The 21,089-nt window shown below is 68.1% G+C and carries 14 protein-coding genes; 3 read left to right on the forward strand and 11 right to left on the reverse strand.

From position 1 onward, the window contains the following. Window positions 1-243 precede the first annotated feature (243 nt). Together AB0H43_RS36120 and AB0H43_RS36125 are read right to left on the reverse strand one after the other, a co-directional pair. Complete coding sequence (locus tag AB0H43_RS36120; protein WP_360007329.1) at window positions 244-954, reverse strand: TIGR03936 family radical SAM-associated protein; 711 nt, start codon at window positions 952-954, stop codon at window positions 244-246. 46 nt (window positions 955-1,000) lie between these two features. After that, complete coding sequence (locus tag AB0H43_RS36125) at window positions 1,001-2,032, reverse strand: glycosyltransferase family 2 protein (protein ID WP_360007332.1); 1,032 nt, start codon at window positions 2,030-2,032, stop codon at window positions 1,001-1,003. Between the two features lie 114 nt (window positions 2,033-2,146). Here AB0H43_RS36125 and AB0H43_RS36130 point away from each other — a divergent pair, with 114 nt between their 5' ends. Continuing rightward, window positions 2,147-4,189: a hypothetical protein gene (locus tag AB0H43_RS36130; protein WP_360007285.1), complete on the forward strand. Its 2,043-nt coding sequence runs from the start codon at window positions 2,147-2,149 to the stop codon at window positions 4,187-4,189. A 13-nt stretch (window positions 4,190-4,202) separates the two neighbouring features. On the opposite strand, the gene AB0H43_RS36135 is transcribed toward AB0H43_RS36130, so the two are convergent. From AB0H43_RS36135 to AB0H43_RS36165, 7 genes are all read right to left on the reverse strand, one after another. Next, entirely contained in the window at window positions 4,203-5,966 is a 1,764-nt protein-coding gene (locus AB0H43_RS36135) for a hypothetical protein (protein WP_360007287.1), read from the reverse strand. A gap of 55 nt (window positions 5,967-6,021) precedes the next feature. Next, on the reverse strand, window positions 6,022-7,995 hold the full coding sequence (locus AB0H43_RS36140) for a TIGR03960 family B12-binding radical SAM protein (protein ID WP_360007290.1): 1,974 nt from the start codon (window positions 7,993-7,995) through the stop codon (window positions 6,022-6,024). Window positions 7,996-8,023: 28 nt separating this feature from the next. Continuing rightward, window positions 8,024-8,707 (reverse strand): lysophospholipid acyltransferase family protein, encoded by a 684-nt coding sequence (locus tag AB0H43_RS36145; protein ID WP_360007292.1) that lies wholly within the window; start codon window positions 8,705-8,707, stop codon window positions 8,024-8,026. Between the two features lie 198 nt (window positions 8,708-8,905). Beyond that, window positions 8,906-11,197: a polysaccharide lyase 6 family protein gene (locus tag AB0H43_RS36150; RefSeq protein ID WP_360007294.1), complete on the reverse strand. Its 2,292-nt coding sequence runs from the start codon at window positions 11,195-11,197 to the stop codon at window positions 8,906-8,908. Window positions 11,198-11,270: 73 nt separating this feature from the next. Further along, window positions 11,271-14,375, reverse strand: coding sequence for an isoleucine--tRNA ligase (ileS, locus tag AB0H43_RS36155; protein WP_360007297.1), 3,105 nt, complete (start codon window positions 14,373-14,375; stop codon window positions 11,271-11,273). A 276-nt stretch (window positions 14,376-14,651) separates the two neighbouring features. After that, window positions 14,652-15,452, reverse strand: a complete 801-nt coding sequence (locus AB0H43_RS36160; protein WP_360007335.1) for an ABC transporter ATP-binding protein — start codon at window positions 15,450-15,452, stop codon at window positions 14,652-14,654. Window positions 15,453-15,549: 97 nt separating this feature from the next. Next, the gene (locus AB0H43_RS36165) at window positions 15,550-16,446 is read right to left on the reverse strand and encodes an ABC transporter permease (RefSeq protein ID WP_360007299.1); all 897 of its coding nucleotides are present in this window, start codon (window positions 16,444-16,446) and stop codon (window positions 15,550-15,552) included. Window positions 16,447-16,562: 116 nt separating this feature from the next. Here AB0H43_RS36165 and AB0H43_RS36170 point away from each other — a divergent pair, with 116 nt between their 5' ends. Next, window positions 16,563-17,183 carry a TetR/AcrR family transcriptional regulator gene (locus tag AB0H43_RS36170; protein ID WP_360007302.1) on the forward strand — a complete coding sequence of 207 codons (621 nt, stop codon included), beginning with the start codon at window positions 16,563-16,565 and terminating at the stop codon, window positions 17,181-17,183. A gap of 23 nt (window positions 17,184-17,206) precedes the next feature. On the opposite strand, the gene galE is transcribed toward AB0H43_RS36170, so the two are convergent. Both galE and AB0H43_RS36180 read right to left on the reverse strand, forming a co-directional pair. Further along, window positions 17,207-18,424, reverse strand: coding sequence for a UDP-glucose 4-epimerase GalE (gene galE, locus AB0H43_RS36175; RefSeq protein ID WP_360007304.1), 1,218 nt, complete (start codon window positions 18,422-18,424; stop codon window positions 17,207-17,209). 74 nt (window positions 18,425-18,498) lie between these two features. Beyond that, a complete protein-coding gene (locus AB0H43_RS36180) occupies window positions 18,499-19,704 on the reverse strand; it encodes a glycosyltransferase family 2 protein (protein ID WP_360007307.1) in 1,206 nt (401 codons plus the stop codon). Window positions 19,705-19,928: 224 nt separating this feature from the next. Here AB0H43_RS36180 and wecB point away from each other — a divergent pair, with 224 nt between their 5' ends. Then, the gene (gene wecB / locus AB0H43_RS36185) at window positions 19,929-21,014 is read left to right on the forward strand and encodes a UDP-N-acetylglucosamine 2-epimerase (non-hydrolyzing) (RefSeq protein ID WP_360007310.1); all 1,086 of its coding nucleotides are present in this window, start codon (window positions 19,929-19,931) and stop codon (window positions 21,012-21,014) included. Window positions 21,015-21,089: the final 75 nt, after the last annotated feature.

The following is a 21,089-nucleotide window of genomic DNA, read 5'->3' on the forward strand; positions in this document are numbered from 1 at the left end:
TCCTCGGCCGGAGCGTCCTCGGGACGTGCCAGTGGCGCGGTGTTCTGGGCCTCGGCCGCGGATTCGTTGTCCGCAGCCTCGGCGGGCTCGTTGTCGAGCATCCGGATGTTCTCCAGTTCTGGCAGGCCCCGGGCGCGACGCACGCTGCCACGCAGGACTTGCTCCATAGTCACTCGGACGGCGATTCCCGGCAGGAACCGCCCTTCCTAAGTCTGCCGTCGGACGCTGAGACCTTTCCGGGGTCTAGCGCTCGACCGACGACGCCTCGCGATCCGCGTCCAGCGGATCCACGATCTCTCCGGCCGCGTTCAGGGAACCCTGCGCGAGCCGGGTGGCCCGCGGCGGGACCGGCTGAACCAGATCCGCCACGACACGCAGCCCGGAGAGGACATCGTCGGGTCGCACGGTCGGTGTCACCTGCCGTACGACAAGGTCGAGTATCGCATACGGGGCGTCCGGGACCCCGTCAGGTGGCGAGATCACCGTGATGTTCAGCACTGCCGCGCGGCAGTCGAGGCTGCGCCGGCCCTGTTTGGTCAGGCGTTCGACGAGCACCTCCGGCGCGGCGCGGAACGCCTCGACGGCACGCTCGAGGTCCGGTGTCGGCACCTCCGGCAACTCGACACGCCACCGGGACGCCTCGATCCGGTCGGCCAGGCTGCCCAGCGCGGCCGCCTCGACCACGTCGAGCACGTCCAGCCCCGGCGAGAGGGCGGAGTCCAGGGCGGACCGCAGCTCCTCGGGGTCCACCCGAGCCTGCAGGCCCAGTTCGAGGTACTCGGCCTCGCTGGCGACCCCGGTCGGCGCGGCGGAGGCGAAGGAGATCTTGGGATGCGGGGTGAACCCCTGCGAGTACGCGATGGGCACGTTCGCCCGGTGGATCGCGCGTTCGATGGCACGCGCGAAATCGCGGTGGCTGGTGAACCGCAGCGGGCCGCGTTTGGCGTACCGGATGCGGACCCGCTGGACGACCGGGGCCTGCCCGCCTTCTGGCTGCTTCTTAGGCACGCCCTTCTCCCGCCGTCGCGCGTACGCGGCCGGGGTCGGCCGCACGGATGGTGTCGATCATGCCATCCGGCTCCTCGTCGCTGTCGGAGTCATACCCGACGTAGTACGCGGGCCGGCCCTGGCTCGCCTCGTAGATCCGCCCGACGTACTCCCCGAGCAGGCCGAGACAGAGCAACTGGCAGGCGCCGAAGAAGATGACGACCAGGAACATCGACGTCCAGCCGGGCACGGTCGCCCCGGCGAAGTAGGCCCACAGCGTCTTGACCACCAGCGCGAGCCCCAGCAGTACGCCGACCGCGCCGAGCCAGGTGGCGATGCGCAGCGGTGCGGCGGTGAAGCTCACGATGCTGTCGACGGTCAGCTTGATCATCCGCGTGAGCGGGTACTTGCTGACTCCGGCGGCCCGCTTCTCCCGGGTGTACGCGACCTGCCCGCTGGGGAAGCCGAGCCACGGGACCAGCAATCGGTAGACCGGCGCCCGTTCGGGCAGCCCCCGCAGGGCCTCGACCATGGCCCGGCTGAGGAGCCGGAAGTCGCCGGCGCCGTCGGGCATCTTCTTGCCGACGATGCTGCGCATGAGCCGGTAGTACCACCCGGCGGTGATCCGCTTGAACGAGGTGTCGGTGCTGCGGTCGGCGCGTACGCCGTAGACGATGTCCAGCTCGCCCTCTTCGGCGGCGCGGAGCATCTCGGCGATCGTCTCCGGGGGATCCTGGAGGTCGGCGTCGAGGCTGACCACGTAGTCGCCGCGCGATCGGAAGAGCCCGGCGCTCAGCGCCGCCTGGTGTCCGCTGTTGCGCCGCAGCTTGATCAGTCGCAGCTGCGGCCATTTGGCCCGCATCAGGTGGACGATCGCGGCGGTGTCGTCGCGACTGCCGTCGTCGACGGCGACGACCTCGTAGGTGCGCCCCAAGCCGTCCAGGACGGGCCGGAGTCGCTGGACGAGCAGAGGCAGCACCTCTTGCTCGTTGTACATGGGGATCACCACCGAGAGCCTCGGTGGTGACACCGCGTCCGGCCTCATCACGCTCCGTACTATAGATGCGGGTTCCGCCCGATGTCAGCGCGGCGGACGGGTCCGGCGTCTTTCCGCTGACCATAGTCCGAGCCGTTCTCATATTCCGTACGATCGGAACAATTGGGGCGGACGGTGGACGGCGGACGAATGGACGTGCATACGCGGAGCGCCGACGTGGACGGGGGCTTGCCGATCCGGCCCCGCGCCACCGGCCTGACGGCGTACGCGGGCTATCTACCAGCGCTGGTCGTGACCGCTCTCGCCGTCGCCCTGCTCCGGCTCTACGACGTTCCGCTGCGGACGACGGCCCTCTTCGGGGCGTACACGATCGTGGTGGTCGCCCTGCCCGGCATACTCGTCTGGCGCGCCCTTCGTGGCCGAGCCGGGCTGCTGGCGGAGGACCTGGCCGGTGGACTCGCCGTCGGATACGCCCTCGCCATCGGTACGCAGCTCGCCGCAGTCGCGGTGGGACTCCCCCGGCTCGCCGCCGCCCCGATCGGCGTACCCGTCGTATTCGCGATCGTTCCGCGGCTTCGCCGGTGCTGGCGGGGCTCCGGCCGGACCGCTCCCCCGGCCTGGAGTTGGTCGGTCGCGGCCGGACTCATCTTCCTGCTGCTGTGGTCGGCGGCAACCTTCTACCGGACCATCGGACTGAGCTATCCCGGGAACTCCTCCCCATACCTGGACCTGCCCTACCAGATCGCGCTGACCAGCGAACTGAAGCACCACGTGCCCCCGGTGACCCCCTATGCCGTCGGCGAGGATCTGCGCTACCACTGGTTCTTCCACGCGGCGTCGGCGTCGGCCGGCAACCTGACCGGCGTCGAGACGCAGACCCTCGTCTACCGGCTGGGGGTGCTGCCCGCGCTGCTGATGTTCGCCGTCGCCGTCGCCGTCCTCGGCTGGAAGCTCGCCGGGCGCTGGTGGGCCGGGACCGGGGCGCTCGCCGTCACCCTGTTCACCGTTCGCCCCGGTCAACGCGACAGTTCCGGGGTCATCCTGTTCAACCTCTGGAACAGCCCGACGCAGACCTTCGGAGCGATGATCTTCGCCGGGCTGATGCTCGTCCTCAGCGATGTCCTGCGTGGGCGCCACCGCCGCGCCGACTGGATCCTGGTGGTACTGCTCACGGTCGCCGTCGCGGGGTCGAAGGCCACCTTCGTCCCCCTGCTGGTCTGCGGATTGCTGCTCGTGGCGGCGGTCCAGGCGGTCACGCTGCGCCGGGTGACACGGCCGGTGCTGGTCGCCGGGCTCATCGCCGTCGCCGTCGGAGTCGCCGCGTCCCTCGTGCTCTTCGCGGGCTCCACGACCGGCCTGCGCCTCGTTCCGCCGGGGTCGCTCAGGGTCGCCACGCTGGGCGCGATCGCCGTCGGCTGGCTCGCGGCCTGGGCCGGGCTCGCCGGGCTGGCGTTCGCCCGGGAACGCCGGTCCGATCCGCCGGTCGTGCTCTGCGTCGGCATCGGCCTGGCCGGGATTGGCGCCATGCTGCTCACCACCCAACCGGGCGGCAGCCAGGCGTACTTTCTCCAGTCCGCGCGCCCCTACCTCTCGATCGCCGCCGTCTGCGGCGTCGCCGGGCTACTCGCCCGCCCGGCGCGGATCTGGCGCATCGCGGGGGTCGGCCTGGCCGTGGTCATGGCGCTCACCTTCGTCACGGTCCCCCACCGCTACCTCGATCCGGCTCGGGCCGCGCTTCGGCAGGCCGAGAACTATCCGGTACGCCCAGGGCAGGTGCCGGCGGGCGCGCTCGACGCCGGGCGCTGGCTGCGGCGGCACTCCTCGCCCGACGATCTCGTCGCGACCAACGTCCACTGCGTACGGCTGCCCCGAGGGGTCTGCGACTACCGGAACTTCTGGGTGTCGGCGTACGCCGAACGCCGCGTGCTCGTCGAAGGCTGGGCGTACACGCCGACCGCGTACGAGATCGCCGAGAAATCAGGGGCGAACTTCACTCGCCTGCCCTACTGGGACCAGCGGCGGCTGGCCGACAACGACGCCGTCTTCACCTCCGGGACGGCTGCCGACGTGCACCGTCTGGTCTCGGCGTACCGGGTCCGGTGGCTGTTCGCCGACCGTCGGCTGAAGCCGCGACCGCTCGACCAAGTGGCCACCCTGCGCTACCGCAGTGGCGACTGCGTGATCTACGAGCTGCCGCGACCGTGACGGAAGGTGGCGATCAGCGCCGCCAGAGCGCCCAGTTCTGCCCGACGTTGCCGCCGACGTACTTGAAGCCGTACTGCTCGCCGTTCCAGGTGACACGCGCGGGGTTCCAGACGGCGATCACGTACTCGGCGTCGGCTGGCGGCGGCACGTCGTTTTCGATGATTCGGACGTTGTCCCAGGTCACGGCGTGTGCCAGGTTCAGCATCAGAATCCGGGGGGCGTTGCGGGTGGCGTAGATCCGGTCGCCTTCGGAAACACCGAGCGCCGCCAGCGTCGGCGTCGGCGTCACCCGGGCGAGCTGGCCGGCGGTCGACGGTCGCAACCCCGCGAGCATGGCGACGTTCGCCACGAGGACGAGCACGAGCCCGGCGATCCACAGCCCTCCCCGCCTGGACCAGCGCTCCGGTACGCCCCGGACCAGCAGGAAGACGACGACTCCCACCGCCAGCATGAGGGCGCTGAAGTACAGCGGCTCCACCGGGCCGAACCGCTCGACCGCGATCATCTCCGGCGCCGAGAAGAGGCCGTGTCCCAGCCGGCCGCCCTTGGCCACGACCCGGTCCAGCCGGAGTTGCTCCAGCAGACCGCTCAGCAGCACGGCAGCGGCGGTGAACAGCATCCACCAACGCGCGGTGACTCGGCGTACGGCGGTCAGCCCGGCGACCCCGACCAGGGTCCAGAGCGGAGCGAAGGCCTCGATGTATCGGGCGTAGATGAGATCCTTGGTCGCCGACGGCGTCGTCGCGAGCAGCAGCGCGCAGCCGACGATCACGCCGATGGTCGCCGTCAGCCCAGCGGCCATCGCCCACCGCAGCGAGGACGGCTCCTCGCGGCGGCGCACGATCCGCAGGCCGAACAGCCAGCCGAGCACGACCAGACCGAAAGTGGCGGCCGAGACGTACCAGAGCTGGCTGCCGATGATGAGGGTCATGATCTTCGCGAGCGACCCGGACGAGAACTGCTTGGCAGCGCTGGCGGCGACGTTGGCGTCGCCGGCCAGGTACAGCTTGTCCCCGAGGCTGATCACCAGTCCCTGATGCACCGCGACCAGCGCCACCGCCGTCACGACCGCCACGACCAGCGACCGGAACCTGATCTGGCGGGCGATGGCCAGCACCAGGACCAGGCCGAGATGGACGGCGAGGATGACCAGACCGCGAACGTGGATCATGTAGTAGACGCCGGCGACCGCGGCCGCCCCGGCCGACCACCACAGGCTGGCCGGGCGGCGCAGCCAGAGGACGATCATGAGCACCCAGGCCACCGTCAGCGGGGCGAGCATGACGTCGGTCATCGCCAGCTCGGACCAGAAGGCTGTGGCGGGCATGACCCCGACCGCCAAGGCCAGCACGAACGAGCGCCGCCACGGCATCCGCAGGGCCGACCGGGCGAACAGGTACGCCAGCGGGAAGATGGTCGAGTTGTAGATCGCGTTCAGCACGTGGACCAGGCGATAGCTCGTGCCGAAGGAGTGGTCGCCGAGGAACGCCGGAGAGATCAACCAGGCGTAGCCGACCCGCCGGAGCAGGTTGTTCTCCGAGCTGAAGCCACCCGGTCCGCCCGCGAACACCCGTGCGGTGTTGAGGTAGCTGTCCTCGTCGGTGTGCGCGATCGGCAGGGTGATGCGATGGGTCAGCCAGATCCGGAGGAGCACGTTGGCCAGGTATCCGGCGACGAGCAGCGGAATCAGCAACCGCCGCCCCGGGGAGCGCTCGTCAGTCCGGCCCGGCTCGGCCGAACGCACGCCGGAACCCGGCGACGCCTCCGTCTCCAGCATCCCTACCCCGTCTCCTTGCCTGACCGTACGCACCCGCCGAACGCGAAAACGCCTGTCAGCGTACGGCAGCCGACGGGTCGCGCAGTCCCCCGACGGGGGTCAGCGGCAGAAGCTTACGGCCGGTCGGGCCGATCTGGATCTCGGTGTCCATCGCCGGGCACACGCCGCAGTCGAAGCAGGGCGTCCACCGGCAGTCGTCCTGCTCGTACTCGCGCAGCGAGTCCTGCCAGTCCTGCCAGAGCCAGTCCTTGTCCAGCCCGGAGTCGAGGTGGTCCCAGGGCAGGACCTCCAGCTCGTCGCGCTCCCGGACGGTGAACCAGTCCAGGTCCACCCCGTACGCGGGCAGCACCTCCGCGGCGGAGTCCACCCAGCGGCGGTAGTCGAAGTGCTCGCTCCAGCCGTCGAAGCGGCCACCCTTCTCCCACACCCGCCGGATGACCGAGCCGACGCGACGGTCGCCCCGGGCGAGGAGGCCTTCGATCAGGGACGGCTCGCCGTCGTGGTAGCGCAGGCCGACCGCCCGGCCGACCGACTTGTCGGCGTTGACCGCCTGCTTGAGCTGGCGCAACCGGTCGTCGATGACCTCCGGTCGTTCCATCGGCGCCCACTGGAACGGCGTATGGGGCTTCGGCACGAATCCGCCGATGGAGACGGTGCACCGGATGTCCCGGCTGCCGGTCGCGGCCCGGCCGGCCTTGATCACCTCGTGCGCGAGCCGGGCGATCTGGAGGACGTCCTCGTCGGTCTCGGTGGGCAGCCCGCACATGAAGTAGAGCTTCACCTGGCGCCACCCGTTGGTGTACGCCGTGACGACCGTCCGGATCAGGTCCTCCTCGGTGACCATCTTGTTGATCACCTTGCGCATCCGCTCCGAGCCGCCCTCGGGGGCGAACGTCAGACCGGTACGCCGCCCGTTGCGCGACAGCTCCTTGGCGAGGTCCACGTTGAACGCGTCCACGCGGGTCGACGGCAACGACAGCGAGACGTTGGTGCCCTGGTACTGGTCGGCCAGGCCGGAGCAGATGTCGCCGATCTCGCTGTGGTCGGCGCTGGACAGCGACAGCAGGCCCACCTCGTGGAAGCCGGAGAACTCCAGCCCCTCCTTCACCATCTGCCCCACCGTGGTGATCGACCGCTCCCGGACCGGGCGGGTGATCATGCCGGCCTGGCAGAACCGGCAGCCGCGCGTACAGCCGCGGAAGATCTCGACGGCGAACCGCTCGTGCACCGTCTCGGCCAGCGGCACCAGCGGCTTCTTCGGGTAGGGCCAGGCGTCCAGATCCATGGTGGTCCGCTTGTGGACCCGGAACGGCACGTCCGCCCGGTTCGGCACGACCCGCTGGATCCGCCCGTCCGGCAGGTAGTCCACGTCGTAGAAGCGGGGCACGTACACCGACTCCGTGCGGGCGAGGCGCAGCAGCAGCTCGTCGCGGCCGCCCGGGGAGCCTTCGGCCTTCCACCGGCGGACGATCTCGGTGATCTCGAGAACGGCCTCTTCACCGTCGCCGAGCACGGCGGCGTCGATGAAGTCGGCGATCGGCTCCGGGTTGAACGCGGCGTGCCCGCCCGCGACCACCACCGGGTGCGACTCGTCCCGGTCGGCCGCATCGAGCGGGATCCCGGCGAGGTCGAGCATGGTGAGCATGTTCGTGTAGCCGAGCTCGGTCGCGAACGAGATGCCGAAGACGTCGAACTCGCGGACCGGCCGGTGGGCGTCGACGGTGAACTGGGGCACACCCCGTTCCCGCATCAGCTTCTCCAGATCCGGCCAGACGGCGTAGGTGCGCTCGGCCAGGACGTCCGGCTGCTCGTTCAGCACCTCGTAGAGGATCTGCACGCCCTGATTGGGCAGGCCCACCTCGTACGCGTCCGGATACGACAGCGCCCAGCGCACCGTGGCGGAGTCCCACTCCTTCACCGTCGCGCCGAGTTCCCCGCCGACGTATTGGATCGGCTTGGAGATCAGCGGAAGCAGCTGCTCCAGCTGCGGCCAGACGGTCGGTGCCGCGGTCAGACTGTTCGAACCCATAAGAATTGAGACTACCCGGAGGCTGTGGTCAGCTCTCCACGCGCTTGGGCGCATACCGCGAGACGTACTCCTGGCCGGTCAGGGCCTGGATGGCGGACATCACGGTGTCGGTGATCTCCCGGGCGGCCGACGACGTGTTCTCGGCGTCGCGCCACTTGTCGACGGAGATCGGCGTGCCGAACTTGATCGTGACCTCGCCGCGCTTCAGCTTGGGCAGGACCTGCCCGGTCGGCTGGATCTTGTCGGTGCCCAGCGAGCCCACCGGGATGATCGGCACTCCGGCGGCCAGCGCGAGCCGCGCCACCCCGGTACGCCCCCGGTAGAGCCGGCCGTCCGGCGACCGGGTGCCCTCCGGGTAGACGCAGACCAGGCCGCCCTCCTGCAGGACCGGGATGGCCGAGTCGAAGGCGCTCAGCGCCGCCCGGCCGCCCTCCCGGTTGACCGGGATCGCACCCAGGCCGTTCATCAGGGTCCGGAAGAACAGGCCGCTCGGGCCCTTGCCGGTGAAGTAGTCGGACTTCGCCCAGAACGAGACGCGCCGGGGGCTGACGACCGCGCCGAGCATGAACTCGTCGGCCACCGAGAGGTGGTTGCCGGCGAAGATCGCGCCGCCGGTCTCGGGGATGTTCTCCCGCCCCTCGATGTCGGGCGCCCAGCCGAGCTTCAGGAGTGGACCGACCGTCCACTGACCCACCGTGTAAAGCACGGGCACCGCTTGCCTCCTGCGTCGTCCGCTCGTCCCCACGAGACCGCCGCTGAACATACCGTAGTCAGCTGGAGCCGAAACCGCCGCCGGAACGCGTCCGCGCGTTTCTGGAACGCAGATCACACCGCCTGCCGCCGATCCGGAGCGCATGGGCCCAGGACGGCCCCCGCAAGATCGGGTACGGACGCCCACGGAAGGGTTCGCTCACGGAGTGTCCGGTCCTACCTCGGCCGCCTTGAGCGGGCGGTTGACCACCCCGGCGTCCGACAGTTCGTCGGCGCCGACATCGACCACGTCGATCCGCCGCTGGCCGTCGATGTCCAGCCGTGCATAGTCGTGACTGTTGCTCGCCGCGTCGACCGCCGGACTGCCCGGCGTCAAGCGCAGGATGCCGCCAGACTCCCTGAGCAGCGGGTCGGCAACTCGGATCTCGCGCTCGGGTAGCTCGAGTCCCACTTTCGCCTCGCCGGTCGGCCAGGCGATGTTTCCGCGGTACTTGACGCTCGGATTCGGCCCGAACTCAGCGAACAGGTCACCCTTCGAACCGACGACGATGTTGTCGGCGATCGCCACGTCGACTGGTGCCAAGCCGCCGTCCGCGCCGACCTCGATGTTCGAGCGGTTGTCCACGAAGGTGTTGTTCACCACGACTGCGCGATGGACCCGCCATTTTGAGTCCAGCGGGCCGTCTCCGTCCATGTCGCCGCCGTCCAGCTTGAGCGCGGCCTCGAATCCACTGCCGGTCAGTCCTTGGAAGTAGTTGTTGAAGATCTTGTGATCCGAGCCGTAGACGCGGATGCCGCCTTCGCCCGGCTTTCCGTCGCCGAAGAAGAAGTTGCCGTAAAAGCTGCCGCCATCGCCATGGCGCTGGGAAAGTACCCCACGCGAAGCCCTGAACGTGTTGTACCTGACGATGTTGTCGCTGCTCTTGACGCTGACGATCTCCGCGTCACCGTCGCAGTTCTCGAAAAGGTTGTACTCGACGATCGTTCGGCCGCTGGACCGCGAGATACCACTCCAGCCGATGCGGATGGCTTCCATGCCATTCTCGGTCGTGTAGGTCGTGTTGCGGAAGTAGTTGTGATCGATCTGATCGTCCTGCGACTGCTGCGTCGGCGAACCATCGATAGTTATGAAGTTGCCAAGCTCGTGCTTGTTCTCGAAGAGATTCCGGTCGACCCGGTTGTGGTGACTGCCCGAGCCTCCGATCACCACCCATTTGAGCGGTCCGGTCTCCGTCAGCTCGAAATGATTCCGAGTTAGGCGAACGTGGTGCGAGCTCAAGATCCGGAGCGAGTTGCTGTTGGTCCAGGTGAGACCCTCGATCGTCACGTAAGCGGAATCGACTATCTCGAGCCGACCGGCGGTGACGACCGCCTTGCCACGGTTCTTGGCCATGACGCGGATGGGCGAGGTCGAGGTCCCGCGGGCGCGGTTCATCGAGGTCATCGTGTACGCGCCATCGGCCAGCACGACAACGTCGCCCGCCTGGACGGTGGCCAGTGCCGCCGCCAACTGGTCCGAGGACGACACCTCCACCGTCCGGCGGACCTTGGTCGCCTTCGAGCTCGGTGAGGCACTGGCCGCCGGGGATGTCGGCTGCTCGACGCGCCCGCCACCGTCGGCCCGGACGACGTCGACGTCGTCGAAAGACGCCGAACCTCCGGAGTAGAGCCCAATCCGGCCCGCACTGATTGCCCCGTCAAGAGCCGACAACTGTGGCCCGCCCTCGATCGAGCCGCTCAGCCTCGCACCGACAGCCGACAACGTCAGCTTGTATGCCTGCGTCTTGCTCGCGGTGAAGGGCGACTCGGCCAAACTGAAGGTGCGACCGTAGATCGTCTTCTGTAGGACGACCTTGCCGATGCTGAGCACCAGACTGTAGTAGTCGTAGCTGCTCGCGTACCGCGCGATCACGCCATTGGCGCCTGACTCGGCCGTCACGGTGGCCGTGACCGAATAATCGGACCAGCCCTGTTCCCCGTTGACGGCCACGTGACCGTCGTCGTCGGTCGACTCCTGCTTGAGCGCTCCCGACTTGACCCGCCAAGTCCCGCCCTCCAGCGGAATCGCCCATTCGCCGGCGGGAAAGTCCCGGTAATCGTCGAAGGCGTCGGAGAACAACTTCGGCGAGGACGGAGTGTGGGAGACGAGCGCGAAGGTCAGGAACGCCGCCGAAACCGCCGTCGTAATGGCCAGAAAGGCGAGGATGAACGCACGTCGGCCGAACCGGCGTCGGTCGAGGAGCGTGCGTTTCTTGGGCGCCGGCGACGACGGGTCGATGAGGATGATGACCGGAGCGGACGGAGCCTGTCGCGGCGGGTCCTGTGGGCCTGGCACGAACGGCTCCCCTCTGTCCTGCGCGATCGGCTGGCCGTGACCTTCCGGCGAACCACCCGGCCCGCGTGTCACCGAGTCTGCGGCACCCGAGCGGTTCTCGCGCAGTCGGGTGGACTGTAACCGTAGATCATCAGGGCAGCGGCGCATCGGCGGCATCGCCCGTAGAGACGACCTCCCAGCATTGGGCATCTCGCCCGAGACTGGGAGGCCGTTCCCCTTACCCGTCGTGCTAAGCCTTGGCCACTCCGACGGTCACGGACTCCCCGTCGCCGGCCTCGCCGGTGAAACCGCCTTCTACCGGCGCGTACTCGACCGTGGTGGCCAGCACCTCGCCGGCCACGAAGGACTCGTGCGCCCGGACCGCCGCCTCGACCGCGGGCGAGCCCGCCAGCCGCAGCGTGATCCGATCGGAGACGTGCAGGTCGGCTTCCCGCCGGGCCTGCTGCACGGCGCGTACGACGTCGCGCGCCAGGCCCTCGGCCGCCAGGTCCGCCGTGACCTCGGTGTCGAGCAGCACAACGCCGCCCGGCACGGGGGCCGCCGACTCTCCGGCCGCCGCGACCAGCTTCAACTCGTACTCACCTTCGGCCAAGGTCACCCCGGCCGCCACCGGAGCACCGTCGACGAGCGACCAGTCGCCCGCCTTGACCGCCTTGATCACCGACTGCACCGCCCCGCCGACGCGCGGGCCGAGGACCCGGGGCACCACCGTGAGCACCTGCTCACAGTGCGCCGAGACGTCCTCCGTCAGCTCCACGACCTTCACGTTGACCTCGTCGGCCACCAACTCGGTGAACGGCGCCAACCGGTCGGCCCCCTCGGCCGCCACCGTCAGCTTCGCCAGCGGCAGGCGTACCCGCAGGCCTTGCGACTTGCGGAGGGACAACGCGGCGGAACAGACCTCGCGGACCTGGTCCATCGTGGCGACCAGCTCGTCGTCGGTGGGCAGCGCGGAGGCCGCCGGCCAGTCGGCCAGGTGGACCGAGCGGCCACCGGTGAGCCCGCGCCAGACCTCCTCGGCCGTGAGCGGCGCGAGCGGCGCGACCACCCGGGCCACCGTCTCCAGGACGGTGTAGAGGGTGTCGAACGCCTCCGTGTCGCCTGCCCAGAAGCGGTCCCGGCTACGCCGGACGTACCAGTTGGTCAACGCGTCCAGGTACGACCGGACGGCGCTGCTCGCCCCGGACAGGTCGTACGCGTCCATCGCCGCGGTCACCTCGGCGACCAGGGAATGCGTCTTGGCCAGCACGTAGCGGTCGAGCACGTGCGTGCTCGCCGTGCTCGGCTTCGCCTGGTACCCCGACGCGTTGGCGTAGAGCGTGAAGAAGTAGTACACGTTCCACAGCGGCAGGAGCACCTGGCGAACCGCGTCCCGGATGCCCGTCTCGGTGACCGGCATGTCCCCGCCCCGCAGCACCGGGGAGGAGACCAGCATCCAGCGCATCGCGTCCGCGCCGTACTTGTCGAACATCTCGTAGACGTCCGGGTAGTTACGCAGGCTCTTCGACATCTTCCGGGTGTCGTCGCCCAGCAGGATGCCGTGCACCACGCAACTGCGGAACGCCGGCCGGTCGAACAACGCCGTCGCCAGGACGTGCAGCGTGTAGAACCAGCCGCGGACCTGCCCGATGTACTCCACGATGAAGTCGCCCGGGTAGTGCGACTCGAACCACTCGCGGTTCTCGAACGGGTAGTGGACCTGGGCGAACGGCATCGAGCCCGACTCGAACCAGCAGTCCAGCACCTCCGGCACCCGCCGCATGGTGGACTTCCCGGTCGGGTCGTCCGGGTTCGGCCGGGTCAGCGAGTCGATGAACGGCCGGTGCAGGTCTTTGACTTCGGTTTGGAAGTCGCGTTGGAGCTCTTCCAGCGAACCATAGACGTCGACCCGCGGGTACGCCGGGTCGTCCGACTTCCACACCGGGATCGGCGAACCCCAGAACCGGTTCCGGGAGATCGACCAGTCGCGGGCGTTGGCGAGCCACTTGCCGAACGAGCCGTCTTTGACGTGCCCCGGCGTCCAGTCGATCTCCTGGTTCAGTTCGACCATCCGGTCCTTGAACTGGGTGACCGCCACGAACCAGCTGGACACGGCGAGGTAGACCAGCGGCGTGTCACACCGCCAGCAGTGCGGATAGGAGTGCGAGTAGGTGTCGTGCCGCAGCACGACCCCGCGCTCCTTCAGCTCCCGGATCACCGGCTTGTTCGTCTCGAAGACCTGCTGCCCCTCGAACGGCGGCACGAGCGAGGTGAACCGGGTGTGCGCGTCCACCGTGACGATCGTCGGCACTCCGGCCGCGTTGCAGGCGTTCTGGTCGTCCTCACCGAACGCGGGCGCCAGGTGCACCACGCCGGTGCCGTCGGAGTCGCTGACGAAGTCGGCCGCGAGCACCTGGAAGGCGTTCGGGCCGGCCTGGTCGACGAGGAAGTCGAACAACGGCGTGTACCGCCGCCCGGCGAGATCGGCGCCGGTGAGCGTGCCGACACGCTCGTAGCCCTCCAGCTCCTTGGCGTACGCCTCGACCCGGGTCGCGCCGAGGATCACCTTCTCGCCGTCCTTTTCGAGGACGGCGTACTCGAGGTCCGGGCCGACCGCCAGGGCCAGGTTGGACGGCAGGGTCCACGGCGTCGTGGTCCACACCGCCATCTTCTCGCCGGTTTCGAGCTGGAAGAGCACGTGCAGGGCCGGGTCCTGCCGGTCCTTGTAGACGTCGTCCATCCGGGTCTCGGTGTTCGACAGCGGCGTCTCACAACGCCAGCAGTACGCCAGCACGCGGAAGCCCTCGTAGACCAGGCCCTTGTCGTGCAACGACTTGAACGCCCACATGACCGATTCCATGTAGGGCAGGTCGAGCGTCTTGTAGTCGTCGGCGAAGTCGACCCACCGCGCCTGCCGGGTGACGTACCGCTCCCACTCGCTGGTGTAGCGCAGCACGGACTCACGGCAGTACTCGTTGAACTTGTCGACGCCGAGTGCCACGATCTCGGCCTTCGTGGTGATGCCGAGCTGCTTCTCGGCCTCCACCTCGGCCGGCATGCCGTGGGTGTCCCAGCCGAACCGGCGCTCGACCCGCTTGCCGCGCATCGTCTGATAGCGCGGCACGACGTCCTTCACGAAACCGGTCAGCAGATGGCCGTAGTGCGGCAGACCGTTGGCGAACGGCGGGCCGTCGTAGAAGACGTATTCGTCGTCCTGGGGACGGGCCTCGATACTGGCCTTGAAGGTGTCGTCGGCCGCCCAGTAGTCGAGCACGTTCCGCTCGACCGCCGGAAGATCCGGGCTGGCGGGCACACCTTCGTGATGGTGCAGGGGGTATGCCCCTCGTGGCGTCATCGAGTGGTCCTCTCTCGCGTACAGTCCGTCGGTCCTGTCCGCGAGGACGAACTGGGTTGGGGCCCAGCCCGCGGTACCACCTCGCTTGCCCGCTCCACCCTGGTCAGCGAGTAGCGGGCCGCTCGTTGTCGGCTGTGACGGGCCGTCCCGTCCGGTTCTACTGAGCCTGACCCGTTCATCGCGGTCTGGCGGTTCTTCCGGAGGCTCACCGGTGATGGCCGGGTCGAAGCCTGTAGGTCAAGAATAGCGGGTCGCGCACCTGGATTCCGGGCGAGGCTACTTCGCCTTGGTGAACGTTTCGTACTCTTTGACCACTTCGTCGGTCGGCCCGTCCATGCGGAGTACGCCGCCCTCCAGCCAAAGCGTGCGCTCGCACGTCGATCGGATCGTGCTCAGCTGGTGGCTGACGAGGAAGACCGTGCCGGCCTCCTCGCGCAGTTCCTTGACCCGGTCCTCACTGCGCTTGCGGAAGGTGCCGTCGCCGGTCGCCAACGCCTCGTCGATGAGCAGGACGTCATGCTTCCGGGCGGCCGCGATGGCAAAGCGCAGCCGAGCCGCCATGCCGGAGGAGTAGGTGCGCATCGGCAGTGAGGCGAAGTCGCCACGTTCGTTGATGCCTGAGAATTCGATGATCTCTTCGACCTTCGACTTCGCGTCCGCCAACGACATACCCATGGCGAGACAACCCAAGATCACGTTGCGCTCGCCAGTCAGGTCGTTCAGCAGAGCGGCGTTGACACCTAGCAGCGACGGCTGGCCCTTGGTGTAGACCCGGCCGCGAGCCGTCGGCAGCAGGCCTGCGACCGCTCGCAGCAGCGTGGACTTGCCGGAGCCGTTGCTGCCGATGAGACCGATCGCCTCTCCCTCGTACGCGGCGAAGCTGACGCCCTTCACGGCGTGGACTTCCCGCATCGCCGCCGACTTCGTGCGGGTCACGAGGCGCTTGAGGCCTGCGACCGGGCTGGCGTCCCAGGCGGCGCCGGTGGTGATGCGGTAAACGACGTGCACGTTGTCCACGATGACCGTCGGCACGCGATCGTCGGTCTCGACCTCGTCGGAGATGATCGGCAGCCGGATCGTGGGCGAGTTCCACGCCGCGGCGTACTCCGGCGGCAGATCCTTGACCGCGGGAAGCGTGACGGTGTCGTCGACGAATCCGCCGACGTCCAGGAAATCAACCACGGCCGTACCCCTGCTCCCCCTGCCAGAAGAAGACGAAGCCGGCCAAGCCCACCAGCACGGCCCACCCGCCCGCCATGATGAAAAGCTGACCAGTCGGCAGCATTGACGGGGTCTCGACGAGCAGTGCGCTTCGGAAGATCTCGATGAAGACGACGAGCGGGTTCGCTTGCACTACCGCCGCCACCGGCTTCGGCAGATGCTCGGCGAACACGTCGACGCTGTAGAAGACGCCGGAGCCGTACATCCACGTCCGCAGGACGAACGGGAGCACCTGGCGGATGTCTGCCGCCTTCGCGCCCAACCGGGCCAGGATCAAGGCCAAACCGCCGTTGAAGACGGTGACCAGGAAGATCCCAGGAAGGATCAGCAGCCATTCCAGACGGACCGGCTCGCCGGTGACCACGACGATCCCGAGGAGGACGACCATCGCGACCAGAAGCTGTTGCAGCTGAGTCACCGTCGCGGCGACCGGGAGGCACGCCCGTGGGAACTTCAACGCCCGGATCAGACCCAGGTTCCCCGAGAGCGCCTGAACGCCGTTCTGTGCGACGGCTTGCGTGTAGTTGAAGACGAACAGCCCGACGCAAAGGTAGCCCACGAAGTTCGGAATGCCCTGACGGGTGCCGAGGACGACACCGAAGATCAGGAAGTACACCGCCGCGTTGGTCAGCGGAGTCAGGACCTGCCAGATCCGGCCGAGACGGGACGTGCCGTAGGAGGCGACCACCTTGGCGTTTGCGTAGGTCGTGATGAAATGCCGGTATTTCCAGACCTGAGTGAGGTAGGCCGCCAGACTCGGCCGCTCGGCCGCCACCCCAAGTCCATGCCGCAGGGCCAGCTCACGAAGAGGCAGTCCCGACGGCAAAGGGGCAGCAGCTATGTCTGACATGGCGTCACTCCGGTCTGAGGGGGCACACGACCAGCTGCGAAACGAGGTCGCCCAGGAAGGCTAGCGGGCACGAACGTCGCTACGCAACCGTAGCGTCGTGCGCTACATTGCCCTGCATGGCAGATCGCGCCCGAGAGCCCGCCGGTGCGGCGGTCCGCCGGCCGGAGATCACCGCCGCCGTTCTGGACGCGGTGGTCAGAGAGCTTTCCGAGGTCGGCTTCGGCCGCCTGTCGGTCGAGGGCGTCGCTCGCCGAGCAGGTGTGGCCAAGTCCGCGGTGTACCGGCGGTGGAACTCCAAGCTCGAAATGGTCCTGGAACTTTTGTCCGGCATGGTGAGTCGGCGGATCTCCCTGCCGGACAAGGGCAGTCTCCAAGCCGACCTCACGATGGTCGTAGACATCCTGTCCACGGTGCTCGAGCATCCGATGGCCAAGAATGTCCTGCCCGACCTGCTTGCGGAGGCCGCGCGTAATCCGCAGATCGAGACGACCCTGCATGCGGCGATCCAGGCTGCGCAACGCGATGTCGGCGACCTGCTCGTCAGCCGCGCGGTGGATCGAGGCGAACTGCCGGGAACAGTGGATCGTGAGTTGCTGACCGACCTCATCGCCGGCCCGCTTTACTGGCGCATCTCCGTCATGCGCAGCCACGTCCCACCTGGATACGCCGACCAGCTCAGTGAGGCGATCCGATGCGCCGTCCAGGCCGCCTCCCGCACGGGTCTTGCCCCTCATTGACGGCTCTGGCCGCTCGCTACTCATCACGCCCTGGTACGAGCGCCGAGGTCGGCGTCGGCGCCACCGTCGCCGACCGGCGGAAACGATGTCGCCGGTGGAAACGGCGTGGTCGGCGGAAGGGGGCTCGCCAACTGCGGAGGCGGCGGAAGCGGCGTCGTCGCAACACGCTGTGTCGTCGATGGAAGCGGCGTCGTCGGCGGGACGGCAAGCGCAGGGCCGGCCGCCGCCGGTGGCTGAGTGTCCGCCTCCGACAACCCTCCCCGGTCCCGGCTGCGCCATTCGAGCGCATGACGGATTCCGTCCTCGATGGTCAGTTTGGGCACCCATCCCAGCAGCCGCGCCGATCGCTCGGTACGCGTATAGGCGCCGAGGATGTCACCCGGCCGCCGCCCTGCGGTCTGGTACGGCATCTCGGCGTCGATGACGACGTTGAAGTCGTTGAGCAGCTCATAGACGGTCGTGCCCTTGCCGCCACCAATGTTGATCACCACGTAGCCGGACGGGCTCGTGGCGACGACGTCGTCGAAGCGCATCAGAGCCGCGACATGAGCCTCAGCGAGATCCCAGATGTGTAGATAATCCCGAATGGCAGTGCCGTCACGGGTTGGCCATCCGACGCCTGTGATGGCGAACGGCTCGCCCGCCTCGTACGCCTTGATCATCCGTCCGAGCGCATGGCTGGGATTCTTCACCTGCAACCCCGTACGCATCTGCGGGTCGGCGCCGATCGGGTTGAAATAGCGGAGGGAAATCGCCTTCAACTCGCCCGCGGCTGCGCAGTCGGCGAGGATGTCCTCCACGAACGCCTTCGTCCGCGCGTACGGGCTGAGCGGTTGCGTCGGGGAGTTCTCATCGACTGTCATGTCGGCGGTGGCCCTGTACAACGCCGCGGTCGAGCTGAACACGATTCGCCGGCAGCCGTTGCGCGTCAGATGCTCAATCATGTCGATCGACTTCGACACGTTTTCCCGGTAGTACCGCAGTGGCTCGCGTACCGATTCCGGTACGACGATCAGACCGGCGCAGTGCACGACAGCCGTGATCTCAGGATGCTCGGCGAAAATCTCGTCGACGAGCGTGCCGTCGCCGATGTCACCACGATAGAAGATGCGCCCGGCTGTGAACTCCTCACGACCGGACGACAAGTTGTCGAGAACGACGGGAGTCAATCCCGCGTCTATCAACGCCGACGCGATGGTGCTACCGATGAACCCGGCACCACCAGTAATCAGAACCTTCACAACGTCCCCCGTTGCTTGTACTCCTGCCGCACCGGATCGCTGCGCAGTGCCAAGCGCCTGAGTGCTGCGACATACTACTGGGCCTGCGAACTGCCCGTGGTCCCCGTGGGCTGCCGATCCGCGGCCGCCGGCTCGCGACCACCCGGCACTGCCCTCGTCCGCTGGCGCGGCACCGAGTCGGCGGACCTCTGCCGCGAGCGAGCCGCACTCGCCCGCCAGCGGCTGGTGACGGCGTACAGCCGTCTCAGCAGCGCGTAGAGAAAGTACTGGTCGCGACCCACGAGCGCATGCCGCAACCCGCTCACGCCTCCCGGCCGGGGATAGCCGTCCTCGGGAAGCCAGCGTGCGTAGTCGGCGGCAACCCGGCGGAAGAACGCCCGGCGGGATCGTGCCGGCAGCCGAAGTTTGTTGCCGAGGATGACCAGGTAGTGATTGATCATAATACGGAACAGTTCCGGCCGGAAGTCCTCATATGCCCCACCTGCCGCAGCGACGCCGTCGAAAAGCCGTTCGTACTGGGCGAAGACTTCGAAGTGGCGATCGCTCTGCGTGGTCGTGATACCGCCGGAGGGGCGCTGCCGATAGCAGTAGGAGACTCGATCGAGGCCATCGATGGTCTCCGCACCCATCAGCAGAAGATGACTGTAGAGACTGTCTTCGTACCAGCCGGGCGAGAAGCGCAGGCCGACGCGATCCAGATAGTCACGACGGGTGATCTTGGTGCAGGCCGACTGCGCGAGCCGGAGCAGTTCCCGCCGGTCCCGGAGGTTGATGGGCGACGTTAGCCCTCGCAGAAGATGGTCGCTCGACGGGGCGGCGACCGTGTCCCGGTCGACAACCTCGGCATGATCGACTATGAGCACGTCAGGGCGGGTCCGGACGAGCCGGTCGATCACTACGCCGACACTGCCGTCGGGTAGCCAGTCGTCGGAGTCCACGAACCACACGTACTCACCGCTCGCCTTGGAAAGGCCGACGTTGCGCGCCTCGCTCAGGCCGACGTTCGTGGGCAGGTGCAGCACGGTGAGACGGGAATCCATCTCGGCGTACTCGTTGAGGATCGCCTGGCACCCGTCCGGCGAGGCATCATTGACCGCAATGACTTCGAGCCCAGGACCAGGGTAGGAAAGGATGGATTCGAGGCATTCCTCCAGAAACGACTCGACGCCATAAACCGGCACGACGACAGACAGCGTCGGGCCATTCTCGCTTTCCACGCCGGTGAGGTTGCCAGAACCACGGCAGCGTGCGCCACCTCCCGGACAACACAGTTCGGCCAAGCCGCCAGTGGCCGAGCGTGAGGTCCGTCACAATTAGTCCGTTCGTCGTTCCTGCCCGGCCGATCGCCTCTCGACCCATCGTCCGAAGTGCCGATAGCACTGGGGAATCCAGGCGTCGGAGGGGTTCTGGCCTTGGGCACCATGACATGGCCGAGGTCGGTCTGGCATCCTGTGGAGCCGCACGGCACCACAACACGCGTCACTCGGGGGAAGGCAAAGAGTTCATGGGAGCGCTCGTCCAGCACATCACCGGAGCACGTCCGAACTTCCCGAAGGCTGCACCGGTCATCCGCGCGCTGACAGAACTCGGCGTCGAGCAGCGACTCGTCCACACCGGACAGCACTACGACGAGAAGATGTCGGACGTCTTCTTCCGCCAGCTGGGCCTGCCCCGGCCGGATGTGGATCTCGGGGTCGGCTCAGGTACGCACGCCCGGCAGACCGCGGCGATCATGACGGGTCTGGAGGACCTGGTCATGGCGGAACGACCGGCGCTCCTGATCGTCTACGGCGACGTGAACTCCACCGTCGCGGCGGCCCTGGTCGCGGCCAAGCTCGGCATCCCGCTTGCGCATGTGGAAGCTGGCCTGCGCAGTTTCGACATGACCATGCCCGAGGAAGTCAACCGCCTCGTCACCGATCGGCTCTCCGACCTGCTGCTGTGCACCAGCGCCGACGCCGTCGCGCACCTGGGCAACGAGGGGGTCCACCCGGCGAAGATCCATCTCGTGGGCAACCCGATGATCGATACGCTGCTGGCCAACCTCGACCGGTTCGACGCCGAGGCGGCGCGGGCCGGCCATGGCTTGTCCGACCGGTACGTGGTGGCGACCCTGCACCGCCCCGGCAACGTCGACGACCCCGCCGACGCCGCCGAACTCGTCAAGGCGATTCACTCCGTAGCGGACCAGGCCGAGATGGTCCTGCCGCTGCATCCCCGCGGACGCGCCAAGCTTCAGGAAGCGGGTCTCTTCGATCACCCCGCCCTCCGCATCATCGACCCGCTCGGGTACATCGAGTTCATGGGCCTTGTCCGGGGAGCAGCGGCCGTGGTGACGGACTCCGGCGGCGTTCAGGAGGAGACCACCATCCTCGGCGTGCCGTGCCTTACGCTCCGGCCCAACACCGAACGGCCGGTCACCATCACCCACGGCACCAACCAGCTCGTCACCCGCCAGAATCTGCCTCAGGTGGCGTCCGCCGTGTTGAGCCGGGGCCGCGCCGAGAGCTGGTCCGTTCCGCCCTTGTGGGACGGCAGGGCTGGCGAGCGCATCGCAGCGATCGTCGCCGACCAACTTGCCCGATTCTGAGAACCGGCTGGTCCGGCAGGTGGGGCGGTCGAGCCCATGACATCCAGCTGATCGGCACATTTAGAATACGTGCCG

The sequence above is a fragment of the Hamadaea sp. NPDC050747 genome, from assembly GCF_040654195.1.
Lineage (GTDB): Bacteria > Actinomycetota > Actinomycetes > Mycobacteriales > Micromonosporaceae > Hamadaea.

Bases quoted from the DNA above. Each gene is read 5' to 3' on its own strand.
- AB0H43_RS36135 (WP_360007287.1), bottom strand. From the start codon at position 5,966: ATGCTGGAGACGGAGGCGTCGCCGGGTTCCGGCGTGCGTTCGGCCGAG.
- wecB (WP_360007310.1), top strand. From the start codon at position 19,929: ATGGGAGCGCTCGTCCAGCACATCACCGGAGCACGTCCGAACTTCCCG.
- AB0H43_RS36165 (WP_360007299.1), bottom strand. From the start codon at position 16,446: ATGTCAGACATAGCTGCTGCCCCTTTGCCGTCGGGACTGCCTCTTCGT.
- AB0H43_RS36150 (WP_360007294.1), bottom strand. From the start codon at position 11,197: ATGCCGCCGATGCGCCGCTGCCCTGATGATCTACGGTTACAGTCCACC.
- AB0H43_RS36170 (WP_360007302.1), top strand. From the start codon at position 16,563: ATGGCAGATCGCGCCCGAGAGCCCGCCGGTGCGGCGGTCCGCCGGCCG.
- AB0H43_RS36125 (WP_360007332.1), bottom strand. From the start codon at position 2,032: ATGAGGCCGGACGCGGTGTCACCACCGAGGCTCTCGGTGGTGATCCCC.
- ileS (WP_360007297.1), bottom strand. From the start codon at position 14,375: ATGACGCCACGAGGGGCATACCCCCTGCACCATCACGAAGGTGTGCCC.
- AB0H43_RS36140 (WP_360007290.1), bottom strand. From the start codon at position 7,995: ATGGGTTCGAACAGTCTGACCGCGGCACCGACCGTCTGGCCGCAGCTG.